Genomic DNA, 24,869 nt, shown 5'->3' with positions numbered 1-24,869 from the left:
ACCGCCGGCCGGTTCACCGTGCCGGCGCAAGCGCAGGGCGCTTCAGTGCGCGTCGTAGGCGAGCACGGCGGGTGGTGCCGCGGGCAGTAGCTGTTCGAACCAGTCCGCCGTCAGGCTGGCGATGCTTGCCAGCGCCGGGCGCTCTTCGAAGCTGCGGCCGTTGGTCGGGATCAGCCGCAACTGCCGTGGGCCGCGCATCTGCCCGAAAGCCAGGTCGTTGACCCGGATGCTCTCCGGGTCGCCGCTGGCGCACATCAGCAAGACCGGTGTTTCCAGCTCCCGCAGGGCTGCGTCGCCGGACAGGTCCGCGCGCCCCGCGACAAAGGCCAGGGCCGCGAGCCGGTCCGGGTTGGCCGCGGCTTCTCGGGCCGCTGCCGCGGCGGCGCTGCCGGTACTGAGCAAGCCCGCCGGCAAGCTGGCAAACGGCGTGCGGGCGCGCAGGAAGTCCAGCGCCTGGCGCAGCCGCGCCGCCAGGTCGTCAAGGTCGGAAGCCGGGGCGTCGTCGACGCGGCTGTCCGGGCGCAGGTCGACCAGCATGGTGGCGAAGCCCCTGGCCCGCAGCTTGCGCGCCAGGTAGTGGCTGCGGGCGGCGCGGCGTTGCGCGCCGCCGGCATAGACCATCAGCACCACGCCCAGTGGATCGGGGCCGGATTCGAGCATGGCTGGCAGCCAGCCGCTGCCATACGGTACCTGCACGGCCGCGCTGAGCGATGGCAGGCCGGCGCCCGCCCGTTGCCCGGCGCCCGGGCCGGCCTGGGCAGGCGTCCTGGCCAGCAGTTGCCTGACCCGGTCGTCGCTCACCAGCTCGAACTCCCGATAGTAGTGCGCAAGGCTGGCGATGCGCTCCGGCGTGTCCAGGCAGACGACTTCGGCGGCCAGCGCGCGGATCCGTTCCAGGCCGGCCCTGGCGGCCACCGGCAGCGCGCAGACGATGCGCGCCGGATGGCGCTTGCGCAGGCGCGCGAGCGCGGCATACATGGTGGCGCCGCTGACCAGCCCGTCGTCGACCACGATCACCACGCGCGTGCGGGTCGCAGTGCTGCCGCAGCGGCGTATAGACCGCGCGCTGGCGGCGCAGCTCGTCGAACAGGGCGTCGCGCCGCTCGTCCGCTTCGCTGCAGGAATCGTCTTCGCCGGTGCGCCAGGTTGCGCCGGCATCGTCCAGGGCCACGCCGGGTGCGATCCTGCGCGCCATCGCCAGGTCGAAGTCGGCACCCAGCGTATCGGCGACGATGCGCCCGACCGGCACGCCGCCGCGCGGGATCGCCAGCACCAGGGCGCCGGTGCCCCGATAGGCGCGCAAGGCCCCCGCCAGCTCCGTGCCGGCATGCTCACGGGTCTGGAAACGCGTCTGGTAGCGGCTCATGGAAATCAGTGTAGAAGGTGGCGGAGGGCGAGGCCGCAGCCAGGCCCGCCGGACTGGGCCCGGGGCGGGAATACGCAGTGGTATATGGTCGGTCGCAGCCGGGCGGGCGGTTTCCCGGCGCGACGGAGGTCAGCCTTCGGTCTCGCTGCGGATCAGCAGCACCGGCTTGCTGGCCCTGGCGAGCACGCCTTCGGACACGCTGCCCATCAGCAGGCGCCTGACGCCGCGCCGGCCGTGGGTGCCCATGACGATCAGGTCGGCATTCCAGGCATCGGCTTCGGTGACGATGGTCGTCGAGATCCGGCCCGGTGCCACCGGCTTCTCGTCCAGTTGCGCGGTGCTGCGGATACCGGCGTCGGTCAGGCGGGCCGTGGCGGCGTCCAGCGCCTTGCGCCCATGGGCCACGAGGTTTTCGACCAGCTCGCGCGGGTCGAAATAGCTGGCCTCGAAGTAGACATCGGAATCGTCCACCACGTACAGCACCTTGACTTCGGCACCCGTGGCCCGGGCGATGATGACGGCTTGGCTCAGGGCCAGGTCGGACGAGCGACTGCCGTCCACGGCGAGCAGGATGCGCTGGTACATGGTGTGTCTCCTGGGGTATCTGTCGACGAATTTCTGTTGCGATTCGTTGCAGTTAGCGTAGCCGGTGGCAGCGATACGGACTTGACGTTGATCAACCCGGCGCAGGCAAATCGTGCTCGGTTCCTTCGCGAACAGTCGCCGGGGGCTGGAAGTGGCGGCAGCAGACCCTGATGAGCACGCAACAGTGCTGCAGGCTGCACTTATCACCACCCCGGGCAGGGCCGCAGGTGCGGGGTAGAACGTCACCATATGCCCGCCGGTCGAACTGGCAGGGACGTTGCCGGGTGGCGTTGCCGTTGCGCCGGTGCGCGTCCCCCATGCATCGTTGACGCGGCGCAAATCCACGCCGCCCGGCCGTGTCACGATGGACTCGCCGGCAAGTGCCGGGCGGCAATCGCCAGAGCAAGGAGGCATCATGGGCAGCAACAGGTACGACCCGTTCTCCATCGAACCCATCGGCGACATGCTCCAGGGAGTGCTGCGCACGCTGCGCGGCGCGGCCGAAGGCGGTGGGGGCATCAAGGTGGACGTCAGCGAGACGGAGCGAGACTATACGGTGACGGCGGAGATCCCCGGCGCGAGGAAGGAGGATATCGAGGTATCGGTGGAGCGGGGGACGGTGGTGATTTCCGCCAGGGTCGAGCGTTCCAGCGAAGAGAAGGAGGGCGAGCGGGTGATCCGCCGCGAACGCTACCGCGGCACGATGCGGCGCGCCTTTGCGCTGGATTCCGACGTCGACGCGGACAAGGTCGACGCGGTCTTTGAAAACGGCGTGCTGCGCCTGGTGCTGCCCAAGAAGGAAGCCACGCCGCAGAAGACGATCAACGTCCGCTAGCGGACCGCCACACACAGGATCACGCCATGCACTTCCGGACCATCCTGGTCGACCTGCGGGAAGACCATGCCCGCGCGGCCCGCATCGAGGCCGCCGCGCGACTCGCCGCGCAAAGCGGCGGCACTGTCGTCGGCCTGACGGCGACCGGCACGCAGCTCGAGCCCTTCCGTGGCGCCGGCGCGGAAGCCGGCAGCTACGCCGGGCTCGCGGCCGGCCATTTGCAGCGCCTGACCGCGGCGCATGAGGCCGTCTTGAAGGAGGGCACGCGCCAGGTATCGGCTGCTGTCACGACCCGGCATTTCGTGGTCGAGGCGGAAGCCGGATGGGCGCTTGCCGACGAAGGCCGCTATGCCGACCTGATCCTGCCCGGTCCGCCCGGCGGCGACGCGGGCATTCCGGCGCCGATGGCGGGCACCGCGGAATACGTGCTGCTGCATGCGGGCCGGCCGGTGCTGCTGATTCCCGGCCGTGCTTGCCCGGTGCTGCCGGGCCGCGTCGCCATCGCCTGGAACGGCAGGCGCGAGGCCGCCAGGGCGGTGGCCGACGCGCTGCCTTGGCTGGCAAGTGCCACTGGCGTGTCGATTGTTGTCGTCGAAGGCGGCGCGGATGGGCCGGACCGGGCCAGCGGCGTACGCCTGGCGGACTGGCTCGCCAGTCATGGCGTCAGCGCCGACCTGCATGTCGAGCCGGGCGGTAATCCTGATGAGGTCTTGCCGCGAATGGCCATGGACCTGCACGCGGATGTGCTGGTCGCGGGCGGCTATGGCCGGCCACGGCTGCGCGAGCTGGTGCTCGGCGGCACCACCCGGGCGTTGCTGCACCAGGCGGCGCTGCCGGTGTTCCTGTCCCGCTGAAGGCCGGGCCCGAGGTCGCACCGACGTCGGGCCGGCAACATCAGACCACCAGCGGCATCTTCCCGATCAGCTTGTCGAGCGTGATCGGATAGTCCCGCACACGCACCCCGGTAGCGTTGTAGATCGCGTTCGCCACCGCCGCCCCCACGCCCGAAATCCCCAGCTCTCCGACACCCTTGGCCTTCATCGGCGAAGAAGCGGGATCGCTCTCGTCAAGGAAGATGACTTCCTGATGGGGGATATCGCCATGCACCGGCACCTCATAACCCGCCAGGTCATGGTTGACGAAGAAGCCAACACGCTTGTCGACCGCCAGTTCCTCCATCAGCGCCGCACCCACGCCCATGGTCATTGCGCCGATCACCTGGCTGCGCGCCGACTTGGGATTCAGGATCCGCCCCGCCGCGCACACCGCCAGCATGCGCCGCACGCGGATCTCGCCGGTGGCCGCATCGACCGCGGCTTCAACAAAATGCGCGCCGAAGGTGGACTGCTGGAAACGCTTGTCGAGGTCGCCGAACTCCAGCACATCCTCCGCGACCATGCCGCCTTCACCGGCGCCAGCCGCCACGCTGGCCAGCGGCACGCTGCGGCCGCCGGCGCGGATCTGGCCGCTGTCGAACACGGCCTCCTGCGGGGCAAAGCCTGCTTTCTGCGCCATCGCGTCACGCAGCTTGACGCAGGCCGCATAGACGCCGGCGGTGGAACAGTTGCCGCCCCACTGGCCGCCCGATCCCGCCGATACCGGGAAATCCGAATCCCCCAGCCGCACCAGCACCCTGTCCAGCGGCACGCCCATCATTTCCGCCGCGGTCTGGGCGATGATGGTGTAGCTGCCGGTGCCGATATCGGTCATGTCGGTTTCCACCGTGACGATGCCATTGCCATCGACCCGCACCCGCGCGGCGGACTTCATCACCTGGTTGTTGCGGAACGCCGAGGCCACGCCCAGGCCGACCAGCCACTGCCCCTCGCGCCGCGCGGCGGGCCTGGCGCTGCGGGCCTGCCAGCCGAAGCGCTCGGCGCCGATGCGCAGGCAGTCGGCCAGGCGCCGCTGCGAGAACGGGCGCCCCGGCTTCTCCGGATCGACCTGGGTGTCGTTGAGGATGCGAAAGGCGATCGGGTCCATGCCCAGCTTCTCCGCCATCTCGTCCATCGCGACTTCCAGCGCCATCATGCCGGGCGCCTCGCCGGGCGCGCGCATGGCATTGCCTTCGGGCAGGTCCAGCGACGCGAGCCGCAGCGTGCTCAGCCGGTTGGGCGCCGCATAGAGCAGGCGGGTTTGCTGGATCGCGTTCTCCGGCTTGCCGCCGGGCAGGTCGCCCGACCAGCTGTCGTGGCCGATCGCGGTGAGCTTGCCGTCCAGCGACGCGCCCAGCCGGATGTGCTGGATCGTGGCCGGGCGGTGCGGGGTGTTGTTCATCATCAGCGGGCGCGTCAGCGCCACCTTCACCGGGCGGCGCACCGCGCGCGCGCCGATGGCAGCAAGCAAGGCATCGGCACGGACGAACAGCTTGCCGCCGAAGCCGCCGCCGATAAACGGCGAGACCACGCGCACATTCTCCCTGGGGATGCCAAGCGTGGCGGCCAGGTCGGTGCGGGCCCAGTCGATCATCTGGTTGGAAGTCCACACCGTCAGCTTGTCGCCCTGCCAGGCAGCGACCGTGGCATGCGGCTCCATCATCGCGTGCGACTGGTCCGGCGTGGAGTAGGTGGCGTCGAGCTTCACCGGCGCCGCCGCAAAGGCCCCGGCAAAATCCCCCACCGCCGAGTCCGGCCGGTTGGCCACCTTCGCCGCGGTGTCGCGCGCCTGCGCCAGGTCATAAGCGCCGCGCTGGCGGTCGTAGCGCACGCGGATCAACTGCGCCGCGGCGCGCGCCTGCTCGAAGGTCTGCGCGATCACCAGCGCGATCGCCTGGTGGTAGTGCTGGATCTCCGGGCCGCCCAGCAGCGTGGCGGTATTGCGGCCGGCCTTGGCGAGCTTGCCGGCATTTTGCGCGGTAATGATGTCGATGACACCGGGGGCGCGGCGCGCCTCGTCCAGGTTGATCGACGCGATGCGGCCCTTGCCGATGCCGGCGCCGACCACGTAGCCGTAGGCGGCCTTGGGGGCGACATCGTGGCGCTCATAGGCGTAGGGCGCCGTGCCCGTGGTCTTGCGCGGGCCGTCGATGCGGTCGACGGGGTGGCCGACTACCTTGAGCTGGTCGATCGGGTTGGTAGTGGCGGGGGTATCGAATTTCATGTCGTCATCCCTTCGCCTGCGCCAGCGCGGCGGCGATCGTACGGTAAGCCAGCGTGAGCTTGAACTGGTTCTCCTCAGTCGGGCGGGCATCGGCAAGCAGGCGCTCGGTAACTGCGCGAGCGCCCTGCGGCATCTGCGCCTCGGCGGCTTCCACGCGCCACGGCTTGTGCGCGACGCCGCCCAACGCGACCCGGCCGGTGCCGTCGGGCTGCACGATGGCGGCGACCGACACCAGCGCAAACGCATACGAAGCGCGGTCGCGCACCTTGCGATAGACCTGTGCGCCGCCGATGGGCTTCGGCAGCGTCACCGCGGTGATCAGCTCGCCGGGCTCCAGCACGGTCTCAATATGCGGCGTGTTCCCCGGCAGCCGGTGGAAATCGGCAATCGGGATCACGCGGGCCTTGCCGTTCGGCCGTACGGTCTCTACCGAGGCGTCGAGCACGCGCATCGCCACCGCCATGTCGCTCGGATGCGTGGCGATGCAGCTGCTGCTGCCGCCCACCACCGCATGCTGCCGGCTGAAGCCGCCGATGGCGGAACAGCCGCTGCCCGGCACGCGCTTGTTGCACGGCAGGTTGGTGTCGTAGAAGTAGGGGCAGCGCGTGCGCTGCAGCAGGTTGCCGGCGGTGGTGGCGCGGTTGCGCAACTGCCCGGAGGCGCCGGCCAGCAGCGCGCGCGACAGCACGCCATAGTCGCGCCGCACGTGCGCATCGGCCGCCAGGTCGGTATTGCGCACCAGCGCGCCGATGCGCAGGCCGCCTTCCGGCGTGGCGTCGATCCGGTCAAGCCCCAGGCGGTTGACGTCGATCAGGTGGGCCGGGGATTCGATGCCCAGCTTCACCAGGTCCAGCAGGTTGGTGCCGCCGGCGATAAAGCGCGCGCCGGGCGTGCGCGCTGCCGCGGCGGCGGCCTCGGCGGGCGAGCGCGCGCGTTCATAGGTAAAGGGCTTCATGCCTTGCTCCCGGCAACCTCTGTGATCGCGTCGACGATATTTGAGTAGGCGCCGCAGCGGCAGATATTGCCGCTCATGCGCTCGCGGATTTCCTCGGCGGTGAGCTGTGGGCGCGCCTTCAGGTCGGCGCTGACGTGACTGGGGATGCCGTCGCGGATCTCGCCCAGCACCGCAACGGCCGAGCAGATCTGCCCCGGCGTGCAATACCCGCACTGGTAGCCGTCATGTTTGACGAAGGCGGCCTGCATCGGGTGGAGCTTGCCCGGCGCGCCGAGCCCTTCGATGGTGGTGACCTTGCTGCCGTCATGCATCACCGCCAGCGTCAGGCAGGAATTGATGCGCCGGCCGTCGACAATCACCGTGCACGCGCCGCACTGGCCGTGGTCGCATCCTTTCTTGGTGCCGGTGAGCTGCATATGCTCGCGCAGTGCGTCGAGCAGCGTGGTGCGGGTATCCAGTTGCAGCGTCCATGGCTTGCCATTGACTTCGAGCGAGACGGCGCCGGTCACGCCACCCTGGGTGCCGCCGCCCGCCGCGGCCTGCGCGTTGGCGACGGCGGGCAGGGCCACGCCGGTCGCGGAAACGGCGCCGACCTTGAGCAGGTCTCGCCGTGTGAGCTTGATGTCGCTGACGTCTTCCATGCGTTCGGGTCCTTGTCTGGTCGCTTTCCAGAAAAGCGAAACGCCGACGGGGGCGCGGCGTTCAGGTTGTGGGGGTGCAGGGTTGCGAACTACGTGGCCGTTCGGGGCCGCCGGAAGCCGTCAGGGCCTGGCGGGCGGCTGAGGCACCGCGAGTTAAGTAGGTGCAGAAAAATGATAGATCGGATCGCCGCCAGTGTTTAGATACGAAAATCCGAATGCGCTTTTAAGTTCTATTCATCAATCGGCCCCAAAGGGGTGCGCAGTGAGCGGGGAGGTGGGCGAATTGTGATGCTTGCTGCTCCTGGTTGCATGGCAGTGCGCCATCAAGGCGCTAGCGAGGGCATCGCGGCAGAGAGACCGGCGCGGGTGCTCCGCAGCCGCGGACAAATAACGGCGTAGAATGACGGCATAACCATCCATTCACAGAATCAATAAGCCGTGCAGAGCGAGACATGGAGTTGCACAACGTCGACCTGAACCTGCTGGTGGTGTTCGAACACCTGCTGCGCTTGCGCACCGTCTCCGGCACGGCCAAGGCGCTGGAGCTGAGCCAGCCGGCAGTCAGCAATGCGCTGGCGAGGCTGCGCCGCATCTTCGACGATGACCTTTTCGTGCGCAGCGCCAAGGGCATGCTGCCGACGCCGTTGGCACTGGAGCTGGCCGAGCCCGTGTCATACGCGCTGGATGCGCTGCACACCGCGCTCAACCGCAAGGTCGACTTCGATCCGGCGCGCAGCGAGCGCGACTTCCATATCGCGATGACCGATATTGGCGAAGTTCATTTCATCCCGAAGCTGATGGGCGCGCTGCGCGAGCTGGCGCCGGGCGTATCGGTCGCCACGGTGCGCAACACCGCGGTGAACCTGGCAGAGGAAATGAGCCAGGGCAAGATCGACCTGGCCGTCGGCCACCAGCCTGAGCTGGCTTCCGAGTTCTTCCAGCGCCGGCTGTTCCGCCAGCGCTATGTCTGCATGTTCCGGCCCGGCCATGCGCTGGACAAGCGTACTGTCCGGCTGCGCGACTTCGAGGACGCGGAGCACGTGGTGGTGACTGCGGCCGGCACCGGCCATGCCCGCGTGGACGAGATCCTGGCGAAGCGCGGCGTGCAGCGGCGCATCCGTTTAAGGGTGCCGCACTTTGTCGCGCTGGCGGACATCGTTGCCAGTACCGACCTGGTCGCGACGGTCACCCAGAAGTTTGCCGAGCGCAGCGCCAAATACTTCGGGCTGAAGTACGTCAAACACCCGGTGGACCTGCCGGATATCCAGATCAATCTGTTCTGGCACGCGCGCTACCACCGGGACCCGGCCAACCAGTGGCTGCGCACGCAGGTATTCGACCTGTTCTCCGAGTAGGCGCGCTCAGCCCAGGTCGAGCCAGACCTTGCCGCCGTCGATCCGCACCGGGTAGGCGCGGATATTCTCGGTCAGCGGCGCGCACAGCGCTGCCCCGTTCCTGACGTCGAACTTGCCCTGGTGCAGCGGGCATTCGATCTCGTGACCGTCGAGGAAGCCGTCGCACAGCCGTGCATGGCCGTGGGTGCAGATGTTGTCGGTGGCAAAGACTTCGCCATCGACGCCGTACAGCGCGATCTCGCGGCCTTGGATCTCGATGGCGATCACGTCGTCCTGCGGCACGCTGGCGAGCGCGGCGGCCTCGATCCAGGTTTCGGTCGTCATGGTTGTCTCCTAGATGGGATAGATCAGCGAGTTGGGGATCATCTCGCTGTCGAAGATGCAAAGGCGGGACGCAAAGCGCAGGCCCTGCGGCGTGCGCACGATGGTGTCGAGGTAGCGGCCGGTGTTGAGCACGTCGGTGAGCTGGTCGGGCTTGGTGCGAAGCACCGCGTAGTTGGCTTCGGCAACGATGCGCTCGCCGTCGGCCTGCCGCACCAGCGGCGCGCCGACGATATGGCGCTGGTAATACGGGTCATGGAACAGCGTCTCGCGGATGCCGAAGACGCGGTCCTTCAGCATGCCCTTGCTCTCGAACGACAGCGTCGCCAGCGGCAGGCCGCGCTCGTAGTTCTCGCGCGGCTGCAGGCGGTAGACGCAGTCGTCGGTGAAGAGGTCGGGCCATTTGTCCCACTCGCCGCTGTCCACCACGGCGGTGTAGTCGGCATAGAGCGAAAGCAGGGCGTAGTAATCCTGGAAGTCCATGGTCAGATCTCCATCACCTTGCGCCAGTAGGCGTACATGCCGCGTATCAGCGTCTCGGTGACCATATGGTCGGTGTTCTCGGCGGTGGTGCCGCCCAGCTCGGCCAGCACGCGATGCCACGGCTTCTGCGCAAAGCCTTCCTGCGAGCATTCGATGACTTCGCCGTCGTCGGCGGAAACAAAGCCCGCCGGCCCGAACAGGTTGGCCTGCCGCAGGCGGCGCCGCGTCATTTCCTCGGTGTCGTCCTCGAAGCCGAAATGCGTCCATACAAAGTCGAACGAATCCGGGCCGTTCGGCTGGATATGCCGGGTCGATACCGAATTGACCTGCTGCTGGAAGATCACGCTGGGGAAGACCGTCATCATCACCGCGGTGGGATCGCCCCACCAGGGCTCGTGCACGATGTCGAGAATGCGGTCGTCCTGCAGCGCCATCTGGTCCTTGAAGCTGGCCACGCCCGAGGTGACTTCGCCCTTGCCGCCCTGGCCACGGGTCGAGACCATCGCGGCGTGGCGGAACTGCTCGTCCATCACCAGGCGCGACTTGTTGTCGGCGCGCCAGAGGCCGAAGGTCACGAACCAGGTGTGCAGCAGGCCCGGGTGGTAAGGGTCCTTGATGTTCTCCTGCATCAGCTTCCAGTTCCCCGGGATGCGCTGCTTGTTATAGCCCAGGATCTTCAGCTTGCGGCCATTGAACAGGCGATCGAAGTAGCCGGTGATCTCCGGCCCGAGGAAATCTTCCAGCGGCTCGACCTCATGGTCGAACGACGCAAACACCACGCCACCACGCACCGCGACCTTGAGGCGCGTCAGCCCATGGTCCTGCGGCTTGAAATCCGCCGGCATGCCGCCGTTGACCTTGCCGTCCTGCTTGACGCCGCGGCGGAACGGCACGCCCTGCAGGTTGCCCTTCAGGTCATAGTTCCACTGGTGATACGGGCAGTGGAAATCCTTGCGGTTGCCGCTGCGCTCGCGGCAGAACTTCATGCCGCGGTGGGCGCAGACGTTCTCGACCACGTTGATCTCGCCTTCCTGGTCGCGCACCAGGATCACCGAGCGTTCGCCGATCACGGTGCGCTTGAAGTCGCCGGGGTTCGGGATCTCGGCCTCAAGGCCGACGTAGTTCCAGTGGCCGCGGTAGAAACAGCGCTCCAGCTCGCGCTGGTAAAGCTGCTGGTCGGTATACACGCGGAACGGGATGCGGCTGATGCCGTCGTCTTTCCAGACCGGTTCGGTCAGGGTGGATGCGGTGTCCATGGTTGTCTCCGGTTTCCTGTCAGGGGAGCGGTGCAGCGTCGCGCAACCTGCGCGCACGCGTTCGATGTCTTGAGGCTTGCCGGGCTCAGGTGCCCGAGGCGTAGAAGGCGTCGGCGTAGATATGCTCGGGACGCACGCCCCTGTCGCGCAGCAGCAGGGTGGCCGCGTCGACCATCGGCGGCGCGCCGCACAGGTAGGCACGCCAGCCGCCCAGCGCGTCGAAGTCCTGCGCCACGGCTTCGGTGACCAGGCCGGTGCGCAGGTCGCTGTCATTGGCGGGCAGCGTGGACACGACTTCCACGCGCAGGCGCGGATGGCGCTGCGCGAGTTCGTCCAGCCAGTGCAGGCCGTAGGCGTCGCGCGGCGAGCGGATGCCGAAGTAAAGATGGATCGGGTTGGGCAGGCCGGCTTCGATCGCGCCGCGCACGATCGACAGCACCGGCGCCAGGCCGGTGCCGCCGGCGATGCAGAGGATCGGGTCTTCATTGCGGGTGCGCAGGTACGACGTGCCGAGCGGGCCGCTGACGCGCACCGTGTCGCCGGCCTTCAGCGTGTCGCGGATATAGCTCGTGACGCGGCCGTCGGGGACCATGCGGACGTGGAATTCCAGCTCGCCGTCGCTCGCCAGGCGCGCCATCGAGTAGGGGCGGATATGGTCCGGCGTGAACTGCAGCATGGCGTACTGGCCCGGCGAGAATGAGAGCGGCTTGGCCGGGGCCAGCCGGATCATCCGGACATCGTGGCTCAGGTCTTCCAGCGCCGTGACGGTTGCCTTGACGATGCGGGCGGGGTGGACGACAACCTCGTCCGGTTCGGGAATTTCGATGCTGCAGTCACCGGTCACGACCGACTGGCACGCCAGCACGTGCCGTTCGGGCTGGTGGTCGGCATTGTGGAAGGCATAGCCGCCGGCTTCATGGATATCGCCGTCGACGACGCGGCAGCGGCAGGTGCCGCAGCGTCCGGCCATGCAGCTGTAGGAAATGGGAACGCCGTTTTGCTGCAGTGCAGTCAGCAGGTTTTCACCGTGGGGAACATCGAGGCGTTGCCCTTGGGGGAGGACGAGGACTTCCATGCCGTCTCCATATCCGTTGTCGTAGTAGTGACGGAATAATGGTTCAGCATGGAAAATCAGCCAATAGAATCGCGGTTATATCACCTATTCACCAGATCAATAAAGGTCGGCAGCGTCGCGCAGCCAGGTCTCCAGCGCGCCCACTACGCCCTTGGCGAAGGTCGCGAAGACCGGCTCGCTGACAAAGCCCATATGCGGCGTGATCACCACGTCGCGGCGCTGGCGCAGCGGGGCATCGGGCGGGACCGGCTCGGCGTCGTACACATCCAGCGCGGCCATGCCGGGGCGCTTCTGGTCGAGCGCGTGGGGCAGGGCCTCCATGTCGACCAGCGCGGCGCGCGAGGTATTGACCAGGATCGCGTCCGGCCGCATCAGCGCCAGCCGTTCGGCATCGATCAGCCGCGTCGTAGTCGGCGTCGGCACCAGGTGCAGGCTGACGATGCGCGAGGTCGACAGCAGGGTTTCCAGGCTGACCGCGGTCACGCCTGTCTCTGCCGCACGTTCGGGCGTCATGCGCGGGCTCCAGGTCACGACTTCCATACCGAAGGCCTGGCCGACGCGCGCCACACGCTTGCCGATCTCGCCAAGGCCGATCAGGCCCAGGCGCTTGCCCTGCAGCACGCCGGGCAGCGGCAGGCTGTCTTGCGGCCGCCAGCCGCCGGCGCGCATGGTTGCCATCTGCCCCTCGAGCTGGCGCACCGCTGCCAGGATCAGCGCCCACGTCATCTCGCAGGTGCTTTCCTTGGACGGGCCCCAGCCGGTGTTGGCGACCGGGATGCCGCGCGCCTGCAGCGCCTCGGTGTCGAGGGTGTTGTTGCGCGTGCCGGTATAGATCACCAGCTTCAGGCGCTGTGCCAGTTGCAGGCGCGCCGCATCCAGCGGGGTGCGGTCGCGGACCAGCACCAGCACGTCGGCGTCGCGCAGGACCGCATCCAGCGCCGCGCCGCGCAGCGGTTCATGGTGGAAGCCGACCTCGGCACGGGCCGAGATCGCCGTCCAGTCCGCCAGGCGCGGCAGCGCGCGCTCGTAGTCGCCGAGTACGGCGATGCGTGGACGGGTCATGGTCAGGGGCGCGCTAGCGCGGTGAGGGTGCGCACGTCGGCGGTGGCGCCGAGCTGCCAGCACGCGTCGATCAGCGCCGAGACCTTGCGCTCGCCCAGCACCGGGTCGGCCAGCGCGTGGAACTTGGCGTTCAGGTTGGCATCGGTCATCGGCCGCTGCAGCGAGCCGATCGCATGCTCGACCTCGACGCTGACCTCGCGGCCGTCCTTGAGCACGGCGCGCACATGGGCGGCGGCCTCATCGACCGCCGCATCGGCGGTGGCTACGACCTTGCGGCGCAGCGCGACCACGTCGTCGCGCAGCACGACCTCGTCGGAGAACTCTTCCTCGCCGGCGCGGCCGAAGATCAGCCCGGCGGCGCAGCCGTGGTAGACACTGAACTTGGCCAGCAGGCCGTCGCTCGGCTCTTTCTTGCCGGTCAGTTCCAGCACCAGCGGATGCACGCGCAGCTCGATGCGCTCGACGTCCGCGGGCTTCACGCCTTGCTCGCGCAGCTGCACGCAGGCGTCGATGCTCGGATGGATCACGATGCCGCAGGCGAACGGCTTGTAGGTGTTGAACGAGATCTCGAAGCGCTCGCCGAGCTGGTCGGTGATCTCGTTCCAGTCGGTCTTGGCGGAGATCACCTGCATGAAGCCGCGCGGCGCTTCCAGTGCGCGGGCGCTCGCCGTATAGCCGTGGCTGGCCATCAGCGCCGACATCAGCCCGGCGCGCGCGGCCCCGCCCGGATGGAAGGGCTTGGTCATGGTGCCGAACTGCTCGCGCAGGCCCACCGGCTGCGAGGCGGCAATGCCGAGGGCCATGGTGGCGCGCTCCTCGTCCAGTCCGAGCAGCCGCGAGCAGGCCGCCGCGGCGCCCAGCATGCCGGTCGAGCCGGTGATGTGCCAGCCGCGGTCGTAGTGATCCGGGTACAACGCATTGCCGACGCGGCAGGCCACGTCGATGCCGAGCACCACCGCATCGGCCACCGCGCGGCCAGTGGCGCCGGTGTGCTCCGCCAGCGCCAGCGCTGCCGAGGCCACCGGGCCTGCAGGATGGATGATGGTCTTGAGGTGGGTGTCGTCGAAGTCAAAGGTATGCGAGGTGATGCCATTGACCAGCGCCGCGCTGGCCATGTCGACCTTCTCGCCGCGGCCGAGCACGGTGGCCTGCGCCGACGGCTGCAGCATCGCCACTGCGGCCAGCGCCGCATCGGCGGCCTCATGGTGCGCGGCACCGACCGCGCATCCCAGCCAGTTCATGAAGGTGCGATGGGCCTCGTGCTCGACCGCTTCGCTCCAGCCCTGGCTGGGATGGGTCGCGACAAACCGGCCCAGGATGCGGGTCACGGGCGGGGCGTTGTGGTCTGCGGCGACATGGGTGTTGCGTGCCATGAAATTTGTCCTTGTTCGGTGAAAGCGGAGGTAGAGAAAAAATTGCTGTCCAGGTGGCTCACATATCGAGCCGGATGCCGCGGTCGCGCGCCAGCTTGCCCCAGCGGTTGACCTCGTCGGCGATATAGCGGCGGAACTGGTCGGGCGTCATCGGCATGGGCTGCAAGGCCTCGGCGGAGAGCTTGTCGGCCAGGTCGGGGCTCTTGAGCACGGTGTTCAGCGTGCTGTTGAGGCGGGCCACCACGTTGGCCGGGATGCCGGGAGGGCCCACCACGCCATACCACTGCATCGCGTCGAAGCCCTTCAGGCCGGCTTCTTCCAGCGTGGGCGTGTCCTTGAGCAGCGGGTGCCGCGCATGGCCGGTCACCGCCAGCGGCCTGACGCGGCCGGAACGGATGTGCGGCAGCGCGGCCGACAGGCCCGGGAACATCGCCTGGGTCTGGCCGCCGATCAGGTCATTGAAGGCAGGCGCCACGCCGCGGTAGGCGGCGTGGGTCATCTGCAGCTTCATCTGCTGGGCGAACAGCTCCATGGTCAGATGCGTCAGCGAACCGGGGCCGGCCGAGCCATAGGCGACCGCGCCCGGCTGCTTGCGGGCATAGGCGATAAAGGCCTCCAACGTGGTCGCCGGCACGTTCGCGCCTACCACCAGCACGTTCGGCGTGGCACCGATCATGCCGACCGCCGTGAAATCCTTGACCGGGTCGTACGGCACATTGCGGGTGGCGGGGTTGGTACCGTGCGTGGCCACGTAGCCCTGCATCAGGCTGTAGCCGTCGGCGGCGGCCTTGGCCGTCATCTGGCAGGCAATCACGCCGCCGCCGCCGGCCTGGTTCTCGACCACGATCGACTGCCCCAGCACGCGGCCCCAGCGGTCGGCCACGGTGCGGCCGATCAGGTCCGAGCCGCCGCCGGCCGAGACCGGCACCACGTAGCGCAGCGGCTTGTTGGGAAAGGGTTCTTGCGCCCGGGCAAGTCCGCCCGTGGTGGCCAGCAGCATGGCGCTGGCCTTGAGCAGGGTCCGGCGTGTCGGGTTCATCAGTCTCCTCCGGTGCGCCACTGTCGGGCGCTGTTCTCGGTCGGCCCCGGCCTGACAGGCGGGAGCGGGTGTGCGAATGATGGCGTGCCGGTGCTAGACTGTGAATTGCAAATTTCCTTACGATTGATGCAAGGTCTGCATGAATTTAAACCTGTCCGATCTGCGCGCCTTTGTCGCCGTGGCCGAACACAGCAGCTTCCGCGCCGCCGCGGCCGAGCTACACCTGTCGCAGCCGGCGCTGTCGCGCCGGATCGAAAAGCTGGAGGATGCGCTGGGCGTGCGCCTGTTCGACCGCACCACGCGCTCGGTCGAGATGACCGCGGTGGGACGCGAGTTCTCGCGCCGGGCGCGCGACCTGCTCAACGGGCTGGATGAGTCGCTGCTCGGCATCCGCGACGTCGCATCCCGGATCGCGGGCGAAGTCACGGTCGCCTGCGTGCCGTCGGCGGTGCGCTATTTCCTGCCTATCGTGCTGCGCGAATACCACGCGTGCTATCCGCGCATCGTGGTGCGGCTGGTCGACGAGGGCGCCAACGAGGTGCTCAACATGGTGGTGCGCAACGAGGCGGATTTCGGCCTCAACTACATCGGCACGCAGGAGCCGGACGTGGAATTCGAGCCGGTGCTGCGCGAGGCCTTCGTGGTGGCCTGCCCGCCCGGCCATCCGCTGGCGAAGAAGAAGCAGGCCACCTGGGCGGAACTGGGCCAGTACGACTACATGACGGTGGGCAAGGCCAGCGGCAACCGGCTGCTGCTGGACCTGGCGCTGTCCGAAGTGCCGGTGCGCCCGCACTGGTACTGCGAGGTGCGCCACGTCTCCACGCTGGTGAGCCTGGTCGAGGCCGGGCTGGGGATCGCCGCGGTGCCGCGGCTGGCCATGCCACCGGGCGACCATCCCACGCTCAAGAGCGTGCCGCTGGTCGATCCCACGGTGACGCGCACGATCGGACTGATCCGGCGGCGCGGCCGGTCGCTGTCGCCGGCGGCGCAGCAACTGTACGACATGCTGCTGGCGACCAAGGTCGAGGCGAAGTCGGGGCTGAGCCGGGCGGGCAAGCGCAAGACGGCTCGCGTCGCGGCCGGTTGAGCGCGGGCGGGCGATCAGCCTGCGCTTGTTCCCTCCAGCGCGCCGCCGCGTGCCTCCATGGTCCTGACAAATACCGCTGTTTGCTCCCCTCTCCCGCCTGCGGGAGAGGGGAGAGGTCTGTAGTGGTTAGAGCGATTGCGTCTAAGCGATACGCATACAGCCCAGGGTGAGAGCCGGATGTGGCGCGGTGACGAGCGAGCGGCCGGGGATGCGCTAGCCGAGCCCGGCCGCTCGCGCGATCAGCAACACGCCTGCGCTGACGCTAACGGCGCCAATCCTCTTTGCGACCCGCGCACTGGCGGGCGCGAGACGTTCGGCCGTGATGGCTGCCGTGACCGCGGCCATCACGCGCAGGTCCATCACGCTGACGGCCAGCAGGCTCGCCGTCAGCCCGGCGCAGCAATAGCTGCAATGCAGGCCAAGGCGCAGGCCGTAGCGCCATGCCGCGCCGGCATCGGCGGGCATCGCGGGCGCGTATCGGCAGCACGCAAGCTGGCGGGCTTTCCACGCGGTGAACTGCAGCGCGCCGGCGCACAACACGACCACGCCGGCCAGCATCGGCATGGCGCGCGCCAGCGCCGGCCAGTGCATCGCAAGCGCCGCCAGCGCGGCACCCGGCGCAAAGACTGCCAGGCCCAGCATCGCCCACACGAAAAAGTAGGCAATGCCTGCCACCGCGTAGAACCGTCCTGGCCTGGCCGTGACGCGCCACAACACTGGCGCCAGCGACGGCAGCATCATCGCCGCCATCATCACCACCCACATGCCGAGGAAGGATGCCGCGGCGCCGGCCCAGGTCTGCCCGCACATCCGCATCCATGCCATCGACATGGTCCAGCCGCCGGGCATCGGCATCGCGCCGATGGCGGACATGGCGTCGTGCAGCATGACCGTTGCCGTGGCGCTGGCGGCGAAGAGCAGGGCGCAGACGCCGATGAAGACTCCCATGCCTGCGCGGACTTCGGGCGTTACGGTCGTGCCGGCGATCGCCATGGCTTGCCTCAACGCTCGCCGTACTCGTCATGGCGGCGCCACCAGACGCCGCCGGTCTCATTGCGCCCCTTTGGCGCGCGGTCGAGCCACTGGTACATGCCCCACAGTCCGTCGAGCCCGCGCGCATAGGTGGCATAGGTGTGGTAGACCACGCCGTCCTCCATCACAAAAGCGCTCATGCCGGGCCGGTCACGCTGGTAGGTGGCCGAGTCGGTGCCGCACATCGCCGCAAACTTGTCTTCCGCCGCCTGGCCGCCGGCTGCCAGCTCCGGGCGCCATGCGAACGCCGGCTCGCGCCGGTAGTTGTAATCGATATCGCCCTCACGCTGCTGCGCCGTGGTGAACGCGACGTGGAAGTCGCTGTTGAAATCGGTGTCGTCCGACGAGGCCCACGGGAAGGCCCATCCCATGCGCTGCTTGTACGCCTGCAATTTCGCGAGCGGCGCGCGCGACACGGCCGTCAGCATGACGTCGTGGTTGGCCAGGTGGACGGCGAAGCCGTTGAAGCTGTCGGCAATTGCCGAGCACGACGGGCAGCCGGCCTTGTAGTCGGGCCCGAACATGAAGTGGTAGACGAGCAGTTGCGAGCGCCCTTTGAACAGCTCGGCCAGCGTGGCGCTGCCTTCGTCGGTGTCGAAGCGGTACGCTTTGTCGATCCGCAGCCATGGCAAGGCCTGGCGTTGCTGCGCCAGCTCGTCGCTGCGCCGCGTCAGTGTTTTCTCCGCCTCCAGCAGTTCGAGACGGGCAGCCAGCCAGGCTTCACGTGTAGCGGTGGGGTGGGTGGTCATCGTGGGTGCCTCCGTGGGTGTGGTGCGGTTTGCGATATGCCGCGTGGTCGGGTAGTCATGTGCTAGATTAGGCGCCGGCACCGACAAGGAGGGAGTGACAAGTGTGGCGCGATTCCGATGGACGCTACGATCTCAGCCGCCGCACGCGCACTCGCGGCCGGTGACCCGCTCGGGGCGCTGAACCGCGTCGCCCTGCGTGAAGACGCGCCGGCGCTGGCGCTGCGCGGCATCGCCATGGCGCAACTCGGCGACTTGGTGCGGGCCAAGGCCCTGGTGCGAAGCGCGGTGCGCGCCTTCGGCAGCAAAGCGCCGGTGGCCCGCGCACGGTGCGTCATCGCCGAGGCCGAGATCGCACTCGCCGCGCGCGAGCTGGGCTGGCCGGCAAGGTCACTGGACGCTGCCCGGGCGACGCTGGAAGCGCACGGCGACCGCGTCAATGGCGCGCATGCGCGCTACCTCGGGATCCGGCGGTTGTTGCTAATTGGGCACCTTGACGAGGCCGAGGACATGCTTGCCGGCCTCGATCCGGCGCGCTTGCCGCCTGCATTGCGAACCACCCACGAATTGATCCTGGCAGGCATCGCCATGCGGCGCGTGCAAGCCCGTATCGCGCGTGCCGCGCTCGCAAGGGCAACTCGCGCCGCTATGCTTGCCGGCATTCCTGCGCTGGCAGCGGAAGTCGAAAGCGCCTCCCGCATCCTCGATGCCCCCGCCGCACGCCTGATCGCGCGCGGCGAAGCGAGGCTGTTGCGGCTCGAAGACGTTGAAGCGCTGCTGACATCAAAGGCGCTGGTGGTCGACGCCTGCCGCCTTGCCGTGCGCAACGGCGGGACGGTGGTGTCGCTTGCCACGCGCCCGGTGCTGTTCACCCTGGCACGCGCGCTGGCCGAAGCCTGGCCGGAAGACGTGCCCCGCGACACCCTGATCGCGCAGGCCTTCCGCACCCGAAACATCGACGCCTCGCATCGCGCGCGCCTGCGTGTGGAAGTGGGGAGGCTGCGCGCCGTGCTCGGGACGGTGGCGGACATCAGCGCCACCCCGAGCGGTTATACGCTGGTGCCGCGCCGCACACGCGAAGTCGCAGTGCTGGCGCAGCCAGTCGAGGACCGCAATGCACCGGTGCTGGCCCTGCTCGCCGACGGCGAGTCATGGTCCAGTTCCGGCCTCGCGCTTGCACTTGGCGCCAGCCAGCGCACCGTGCAGCGCGCACTCGACGCGCTGGCCGCAGCCGGCAAGGTCCAGTCGATCGGCCACGGCCGTGCGCGCCGCTGGATGACCCCGCCCGTGCCGGGATTCACGACGACTTTGTTACTCCCCACGCCGCTGGCGGTCGACTAGCATGGAGACATGATGAAACGATCCTCCGCACAAATCCTCCGTGAATACGGCCCGTTCCCCGGCGTCGACAGCGTGGCTGGCGTCTCGTACGACGGCAGGCATGTCTGGATCGCCACCGGGGACAAGCTCAATGCCTTTGACCCGGCCAACGGGCAGGTTGCGCGCTCGCTCGATGTCGCGGCCAATGCCGGAACCGCCTTCGATGGCAAGCACCTGTTCCAGATCGACGGCGAGCGCATCCAGAAGATCGATCCGCAGACTGGCGCCGTACTCGCCACCATCCCCACGCCGCCGGGCGGCGGCAACTCCGGGCTCGCCTGGGCAGAAGGGACGCTCTGGGTCGGCCAGTACAGCGAACGCAAGATCCACCAGGTCGATCCGCAGACCGGCGCGATCCTGCGCACCATTGCTTCTGACCGCTTTGTCACCGGCGTCACCTGGGTCGATGGTGAACTGTGGCATGGCACCTGGGAAGACGATGCCAGCGAACTGCGGCACGTCGATGCGCGCACGGGCGCGGTGCTCGAGAGCATCGAGATGCCGGCTGGCGTGGGGGTGTCGGGGCTGGAGTCCGATGGTGGGGAGCAGTTCTTTTGCGGGGGTGGTAACAGTGGAAAGGTGAGGGCTGTGCGGCGGCCGGGGCGTGAGTAGCCTGTCTTCATCGCGACCAACTGACCGAGTAGGAGACCGCGCAGCTGGCACTATGGTAATCCGCCCGATAGTGCGTTGCGCGCAGCAGAACCCTCTGGTAGCTTGCCGTCGGCATGGTCGCCGCGGGATATGGCATGGGCGCCATTGTCACCACCTTCCCCGTCGCATCGGCCCTGGCCGGCAAGGGACTGGAAACCACCTTGTGGCAGTTCGGGCTGCTGTTCGCCGTGATCGGATTCTTCGCTTCCCAGGGACTGCGTTCGCCGCATGGCGCGAGGGTGCCGGTACACCCTGCAACCCACGCCCCGGCGAAGGCCGTCCCCGATGTGCCGACCCGCCAGATGCTGCGCACGCCGCTGTTCCGGCTGCTGTTTGCCATGATGACGATGATGTCCACGTCCGGGCTGATGGTGACCTCGCCGATGGCCACGTTCGCCAAGGACTTCGGCGTCGCCGGCGTGACCGTGCTGGGCATGGCCGCACGGCCGCTCGCGCTGACGCTCGACCGCTTCACCAATGGCCTGACGCGCCCGTTGTTTGGCTGGGTATCCGACCGCTGGGGCCGCGAGAACACCATGTGCTTCGCCTTCGCGCTGGAGGGCGTGGCGATGGCACTGTGGCTGCTGACGCGAGAGAATGCGGTGCTGTTCGTGCTGCTGTCCGGCGTCGTCTTCCTCGGCTGGGGAGAGATCTTCTCACTCTATCCTTCCAGCTGACCGATACCTTCGGCACGCGCTACGCCACGACTAATTACGGCTGGCTCTACATTTCCCAGGGCATCGGTTCGATCCTGGGCGGGCCGCTCGCTGCCCTGATGGACGAAAGGCTCGGCAGCTGGATGCCGGTATTCGGTGTCGCCATTAGCCTTGACGTTGCGACAGCACTACTGGCGATTGCCGTACTCAAGCCGGCACGCCGGCGTTACCTCGGGTAAGGCAGGGCACGAGGCCCGCCCCCTCCGGTAGCGCACCCCTGAGGGAAGAGGACAAGCGTGGCCCTCAACCCAGGATGATTGTCGGTCAGTTCAAGGGCGCCGCCGTGCAGCTTGGCGACGGCGGCCACCAGACTGAGCCCCAATCCCACACCCGGTGTACTGCGACTTGCGTCGCCGCGGTAGAAGCGCTCGAGAACTTTGTGCTTCTCTTCGTCGGGGATGCCTGGCCCATCGTCCGACACGGCGATCACGACCGCCCCGTCCGGGCGGCGCGACGCCTCGACGGTGATCGTCCCGTTCTTCGGGGCATACTTGAGCGCATTGTCGATAAGGTTTCCGACCGCTTGTGCAAGCAGCAGGGGATCGCCGGCCAGCGCAAGCAGCCCGGATGACGCGAAGGAAAGCGCGACCCCCTGCAGCTCTGCGACGGGTTGGTAGAATTCGGCGGCTTCACCTGCTACTGCGGATGCATCGACTTCAATAAAGCCGGAGCGGCGCGTGCCGGAGTCGATTTCAGCCAGGCGCAGCAGCGCGTTGAAGATACCAATGACGCGGTCTACGTCGGCGATTGCGCTATCGATCTCGGCGAAGGTTTGTTCCGGGCGAGGCCTGGTCACCGACAGCTCCTCCAGGCGGGAACGTAGTTCTGCCAGCGGTGTACGGAGGTCATGGGCGATAGCGTTCGACACGTTTCGTATGCCCTCGACCAGGTGCTCGATCTGGTCCAGCATGCGGTTTTCCGTCTCCACGAGCGTGTTGAGTTCATTTTCACCGCCATGTGCCGGCAACCGGTGGGTGAGATTCCCCTGCATGATGGCGGAAGCCGCCTGGTTGATGTCGTGTACCTTGGCGAGCAGCGTGCGACGAACCAGCACGCCTGCAACGACGCCGAGCAGCAAGACGATGCCGGCTGCGCCCACCAGTCCATACAGGAACAACGCTTCAAGCTTTTCAAACCGGCTGACGTCTCGCCCCAATAGAAGGTGATACCCGCCAGGAAGTATCTTGTGTAGCAGCAAGGCGCTGACCACGTGGTTGCCTGCGTCAATGGTCGCCATGTGCAAGCCTGCCGACTCGGAAACCCCGCGAGGCCATGCGGGCAGATTGCCGGCACGTTTGGCCAGGGTCGGATCGGTGAAGAGAATGAGGGTGTTCCCCACGTCCCCGAGTTGCCCGCCCACGCGCATCCCGATTGCGGTGGCAAGGGCATCGGCGCCCTGCCTGGCAAAAAGGTTCACCATGTTTTGCGCATCGGCCTGAAGCACCTCGGTTCTGCTTTGCTCGATCGTATTGCGCCAGGCATACAACAGCGGCGTGGCGAACAGGGCTAGCACAACCAGGCTTACCGCGGCATAGCTAAGTCCTACATTCAGTGCCGAAAAGCGCAAGAGCTTAATCATCTGCCGTCAGCATGTAGCCGGAATTGCGAATGGTGCGCAGCAATTGCCGCCCGCTGCCGCCATCGATCTTCTGGCGCAGTTTGCTCACGTGGACATCGACGACATTGGTCTGGGGGTCGAAATGATAGTCCCACACGTTTTCAAGCAGCATGGTTCGGGTCACCACCTGGTTTGCATGACGCAACAGGTATTCAAGCAGCTTGAATTCGCGCGGTTGCAGCGCGACGGCCTTGCCCGCGCGCGTTACCTTATGGGACAGCAGATCCATGGACAGATCGTCGAGCGTGAGCGTTGTCTCCGCCCGACTGTCCTGTGAGCGCCGCAGAAGGGCGTCAAGACGTGCCAGCAGCTCGCCGAAGGCAAATGGCTTGACCAGGTAATCGTCACCGCCGCTCTTCAGGCCGCGAATGCGGTCATCGACATCGGAAAGGGCGCTCAGGATAAGGATAGGGACCTTGTTGCCAGTCCTGCGCAACATTTCAATGATGGCGAGGCCGTCAATGCCGCCTGGCAACATGCGATCCATGATGATCGCATCATAAGGCTCGCTGGCAGCGAGGAACATGCCGTCGCGCCCGTTGTCGGCATGATCCGCGGTGTGTCCCGCTTCCTTCAGTCCCTTCATCAGGAATTGGGCGACACGCTCATTGTCCTCGACGATCAGTAGTTTCATGATAAGTCCGGCTCCAGGCAGTGTCTGGTGAGATATTAGATTCAGCTCGATGCCGTCGCCAGCACGCGGTGGTCCGGCAAAAATGGCTCACCCTCGAGGGGATAATCAGGCACTTGCGGCCTCCCGCGGCGCGTCGCCGGTGTGCTGGATCCAGCCGCCACCGAGAGAGCGATACAGGTCCACAAGGCTAGTCAGCCGATTCAGGCGTGTCGTGACCAGCGCAAGCTGCGCATTGTACAAGTCGGTCTGTGCGGTCAGCACGCTCAGATAGCTGTCGGTCCCGCTCGAGTACAGCATATTGGCCAGCTCCAGCCGGCGCTGCTGGGTATCGGTGTAGCGCTGTTGCGCCGCCAGCTGGTTGTCATAGGTGCCGCGCGCCGCGAGCCCGTCGGAAACCTCGCGGAAAGCAGTCTGGACGGCCTTCTCGTATTGCGCGATGCCGATGTCCTTCTGCACCGTCGCGACATCCAGGTTGGCCTGATTCGCGCCAGCGGTGAAAATCGGCATGACCAGCGAGGGTACGAAGGACCATGCGCTGGAACCGGCCGCGAACAGGCCTCCGAGCGCCGCGCTGGCCGTGCCGAGGGTGCCTGTCAATGAGATGCTCGGAAAGAATGCCGCACGTGCAGCGCCGATGTCCGCATTCTCCGAGCGCAGGACCGCCTCGGCCTGCAGGATGTCCGGGCGGCGTTGCAGCAGATCCGAAGGCAATCCGGCCGGAATGTCGGTCAGGATCGGCTGTGCGCCGAGCCTGACAGGTGGAGGCAGATCGGGCGGCAACGGCTGGCCGACCAGCAATACCAGCGCATTCTCGGCCTGTGCGCGCAACCGGACCTGGGCGGCGTAATTCGCCTGTGCCTGTTCCACGGTGGTCTGCGACAGGCGCAAGTCCAGTTCCGACGCGGTGCCTGTGTCGAATTGCAATTTGACGATCTTGTAGGCTGCCTGCGCAGTCTCCAGCGTGCTCTGCGTTACCGCGAGCTGCTCGTCGTCCGCGAGCGTGGCGAGGTACTGGTCGGCGATCTCGGACACCAGCAGGATCTCGGCAGCCTGACGCGCGTAGGCACTTGCCAGGTACTGCTCGGCCGCCGCATCCGAGAGGCTTCGCAGGCGGCCGAAGAAATCAATCTCCCAGGACGCCGAAAGACCCACCGAATAGTTGCGAGAGGTGTTCGCGCCGGTGGCTGAACTGCTGGTCGACTTGCCCGTGGCCGAAGCGCTCGCGCCGGCGCTCACCTGTGGAAACAATGCGGCATGCTGGATGCGGTATTGCGCCTGGACTTTCTCGACGTTCAGCGCCGCAACGCGCAGGTCCCGGTTGTTTTGCAGTGCGAGTTCGACCAGCCGCTGCAGGCGAGGATCAGCAAGGAAGTCGCGCCAGCCGATGTCCGCAGCCGGCAGCGCAGCGCTGCCGGTCCCGACCGCAGCAGTCTTGTAGGCCTCGCCCGCGGGAAACGCGGCAGACACCGGCGCTGCCGGCCGCTGGTACACCGGCTGCAGCGAGCACCCGGCGGCAAGGCTCATGAGTAATGCACTGGCGACGCATCTGTATGGCTTCAT

23 protein-coding genes and 1 pseudogene are annotated in these 24,869 nt (G+C 67.5%); 7 read left to right on the top strand and 17 right to left on the bottom strand.

Annotated features, from left to right (window positions below):
- Positions 1-42: 42 nt before the first annotated feature.
- Positions 43-1,158: a phosphoribosyltransferase family protein gene (locus K307_RS13370; protein ID WP_230625654.1), complete on the bottom strand. Its 1,116-nt coding sequence runs from the start codon at positions 1,156-1,158 to the stop codon at positions 43-45.
- A gap of 337 nt (positions 1,159-1,495) precedes the next feature.
- Entirely contained in the window at positions 1,496-1,951 is a 456-nt protein-coding gene (locus K307_RS13365) for a universal stress protein (RefSeq protein WP_042878809.1), read from the bottom strand.
- A gap of 415 nt (positions 1,952-2,366) precedes the next feature.
- Between K307_RS13365 and K307_RS13360 the strand changes: the two genes are divergently transcribed.
- Together K307_RS13360 and K307_RS13355 are read left to right on the top strand one after the other, a co-directional pair.
- Positions 2,367-2,786 (top strand): Hsp20/alpha crystallin family protein, encoded by a 420-nt coding sequence (locus K307_RS13360; protein WP_042878808.1) that lies wholly within the window; start codon positions 2,367-2,369, stop codon positions 2,784-2,786.
- A gap of 26 nt (positions 2,787-2,812) precedes the next feature.
- Entirely contained in the window at positions 2,813-3,640 is an 828-nt protein-coding gene (locus K307_RS13355) for a universal stress protein (protein ID WP_042878807.1), read from the top strand.
- A 40-nt stretch (positions 3,641-3,680) separates the two neighbouring features.
- On the opposite strand, the gene paoC is transcribed toward K307_RS13355, so the two are convergent.
- The 3 genes from paoC to paoA are packed head-to-tail and all read right to left on the bottom strand — an operon-like array spanning position 3,681 to position 7,481.
- The gene (gene paoC, locus K307_RS13350) at positions 3,681-5,885 is read right to left on the bottom strand and encodes an aldehyde oxidoreductase molybdenum-binding subunit PaoC (protein WP_042878806.1); all 2,205 of its coding nucleotides are present in this window, start codon (positions 5,883-5,885) and stop codon (positions 3,681-3,683) included.
- A 4-nt stretch (positions 5,886-5,889) separates the two neighbouring features.
- Complete coding sequence (locus K307_RS13345; protein ID WP_042878804.1) at positions 5,890-6,840, bottom strand: FAD binding domain-containing protein; 951 nt, start codon at positions 6,838-6,840, stop codon at positions 5,890-5,892.
- The gene (gene paoA, locus K307_RS13340) at positions 6,837-7,481 is read right to left on the bottom strand and encodes an aldehyde dehydrogenase iron-sulfur subunit PaoA (RefSeq protein WP_042878802.1); all 645 of its coding nucleotides are present in this window, start codon (positions 7,479-7,481) and stop codon (positions 6,837-6,839) included. Before paoA ends, K307_RS13345 begins: the two co-directional genes overlap by 4 nt.
- 452 nt (positions 7,482-7,933) lie before the next feature.
- Between paoA and K307_RS13335 the strand changes: the two genes are divergently transcribed.
- Complete coding sequence (locus K307_RS13335) at positions 7,934-8,836, top strand: LysR family transcriptional regulator (RefSeq protein WP_042878801.1); 903 nt, start codon at positions 7,934-7,936, stop codon at positions 8,834-8,836.
- A gap of 6 nt (positions 8,837-8,842) precedes the next feature.
- Here the strand turns inward: K307_RS13335 and K307_RS13330 are convergent, their stop codons facing one another.
- The 7 genes from K307_RS13330 to K307_RS13300 form a co-directional block, all read right to left on the bottom strand.
- Positions 8,843-9,160, bottom strand: a complete 318-nt coding sequence (locus K307_RS13330) for a non-heme iron oxygenase ferredoxin subunit (RefSeq protein WP_042878799.1) — start codon at positions 9,158-9,160, stop codon at positions 8,843-8,845.
- Between the two features lie 9 nt (positions 9,161-9,169).
- Entirely contained in the window at positions 9,170-9,640 is a 471-nt protein-coding gene (locus K307_RS13325) for an aromatic-ring-hydroxylating dioxygenase subunit beta (protein WP_042878798.1), read from the bottom strand.
- A gap of 2 nt (positions 9,641-9,642) precedes the next feature.
- A complete protein-coding gene (locus K307_RS13320) occupies positions 9,643-10,896 on the bottom strand; it encodes an aromatic ring-hydroxylating dioxygenase subunit alpha (RefSeq protein ID WP_042878797.1) in 1,254 nt (417 codons plus the stop codon).
- Between the two features lie 85 nt (positions 10,897-10,981).
- Positions 10,982-11,971, bottom strand: coding sequence for a 2Fe-2S iron-sulfur cluster-binding protein (locus K307_RS13315; RefSeq protein ID WP_042878795.1), 990 nt, complete (start codon positions 11,969-11,971; stop codon positions 10,982-10,984).
- A 96-nt stretch (positions 11,972-12,067) separates the two neighbouring features.
- Positions 12,068-13,033, bottom strand: a complete 966-nt coding sequence (locus K307_RS13310) for a D-2-hydroxyacid dehydrogenase family protein (RefSeq protein ID WP_042878793.1) — start codon at positions 13,031-13,033, stop codon at positions 12,068-12,070.
- A 2-nt stretch (positions 13,034-13,035) separates the two neighbouring features.
- Entirely contained in the window at positions 13,036-14,406 is a 1,371-nt protein-coding gene (locus tag K307_RS13305; protein WP_042878792.1) for an MmgE/PrpD family protein, read from the bottom strand.
- Between the two features lie 58 nt (positions 14,407-14,464).
- A complete protein-coding gene (locus K307_RS13300; RefSeq protein ID WP_042878790.1) occupies positions 14,465-15,445 on the bottom strand; it encodes a Bug family tripartite tricarboxylate transporter substrate binding protein in 981 nt (326 codons plus the stop codon).
- A 139-nt stretch (positions 15,446-15,584) separates the two neighbouring features.
- Here K307_RS13300 and K307_RS13295 point away from each other — a divergent pair, with 139 nt between their 5' ends.
- Entirely contained in the window at positions 15,585-16,532 is a 948-nt protein-coding gene (locus K307_RS13295; protein WP_042878788.1) for a LysR family transcriptional regulator, read from the top strand.
- Between the two features lie 213 nt (positions 16,533-16,745).
- Here K307_RS13295 and K307_RS13290 read toward each other — a convergent pair whose 3' ends face one another.
- Positions 16,746-17,525 carry a DUF2182 domain-containing protein gene (locus tag K307_RS13290; RefSeq protein WP_042878786.1) on the bottom strand — a complete coding sequence of 260 codons (780 nt, stop codon included), beginning with the start codon at positions 17,523-17,525 and terminating at the stop codon, positions 16,746-16,748.
- Between the two features lie 8 nt (positions 17,526-17,533).
- Entirely contained in the window at positions 17,534-18,313 is a 780-nt protein-coding gene (locus tag K307_RS13285; RefSeq protein ID WP_042878784.1) for a DUF899 domain-containing protein, read from the bottom strand.
- Positions 18,314-18,430: 117 nt separating this feature from the next.
- On the opposite strand from K307_RS13285, the gene K307_RS13280 reads away from it, so the two are divergent.
- The 3 genes and pseudogenes from K307_RS13280 to K307_RS13270 all read left to right on the top strand — a co-directional run.
- Positions 18,431-19,651: a hypothetical protein gene (locus tag K307_RS13280; RefSeq protein WP_042878783.1), complete on the top strand. Its 1,221-nt coding sequence runs from the start codon at positions 18,431-18,433 to the stop codon at positions 19,649-19,651.
- Between the two features lie 12 nt (positions 19,652-19,663).
- Entirely contained in the window at positions 19,664-20,302 is a 639-nt protein-coding gene (locus tag K307_RS13275) for a PQQ-binding-like beta-propeller repeat protein (RefSeq protein ID WP_042878781.1), read from the top strand.
- Positions 20,303-20,406: 104 nt separating this feature from the next.
- Positions 20,407-21,236 (top strand): annotated as a pseudogene (locus K307_RS13270) (MFS transporter); the annotation flags it as partial.
- Here K307_RS13270 and K307_RS13265 read toward each other — a convergent pair.
- The 3 genes from K307_RS13265 to K307_RS13255 all read right to left on the bottom strand — a co-directional run bounded on the left by K307_RS13265 (position 21,224) and on the right by K307_RS13255 (position 24,869).
- The gene (locus K307_RS13265; protein ID WP_051974861.1) at positions 21,224-22,636 is read right to left on the bottom strand and encodes a sensor histidine kinase; all 1,413 of its coding nucleotides are present in this window, start codon (positions 22,634-22,636) and stop codon (positions 21,224-21,226) included. The pseudogene K307_RS13270 and the gene K307_RS13265 overlap by 13 nt on opposite strands.
- Positions 22,629-23,309 carry a response regulator transcription factor gene (locus tag K307_RS13260; protein ID WP_042878779.1) on the bottom strand — a complete coding sequence of 227 codons (681 nt, stop codon included), beginning with the start codon at positions 23,307-23,309 and terminating at the stop codon, positions 22,629-22,631. Before K307_RS13260 ends, K307_RS13265 begins: the two co-directional genes overlap by 8 nt.
- A gap of 105 nt (positions 23,310-23,414) precedes the next feature.
- Positions 23,415-24,869: an efflux transporter outer membrane subunit gene (locus tag K307_RS13255; RefSeq protein ID WP_042878777.1), complete on the bottom strand. Its 1,455-nt coding sequence runs from the start codon at positions 24,867-24,869 to the stop codon at positions 23,415-23,417.

This window comes from Cupriavidus necator A5-1, from assembly GCF_000744095.1.
GTDB lineage: Bacteria > Pseudomonadota > Gammaproteobacteria > Burkholderiales > Burkholderiaceae > Cupriavidus > Cupriavidus necator_A.
The sequence above is the reverse complement of the archived record's forward strand: the minus strand, read 5'-3'. Positions and strand labels throughout refer to the sequence as shown.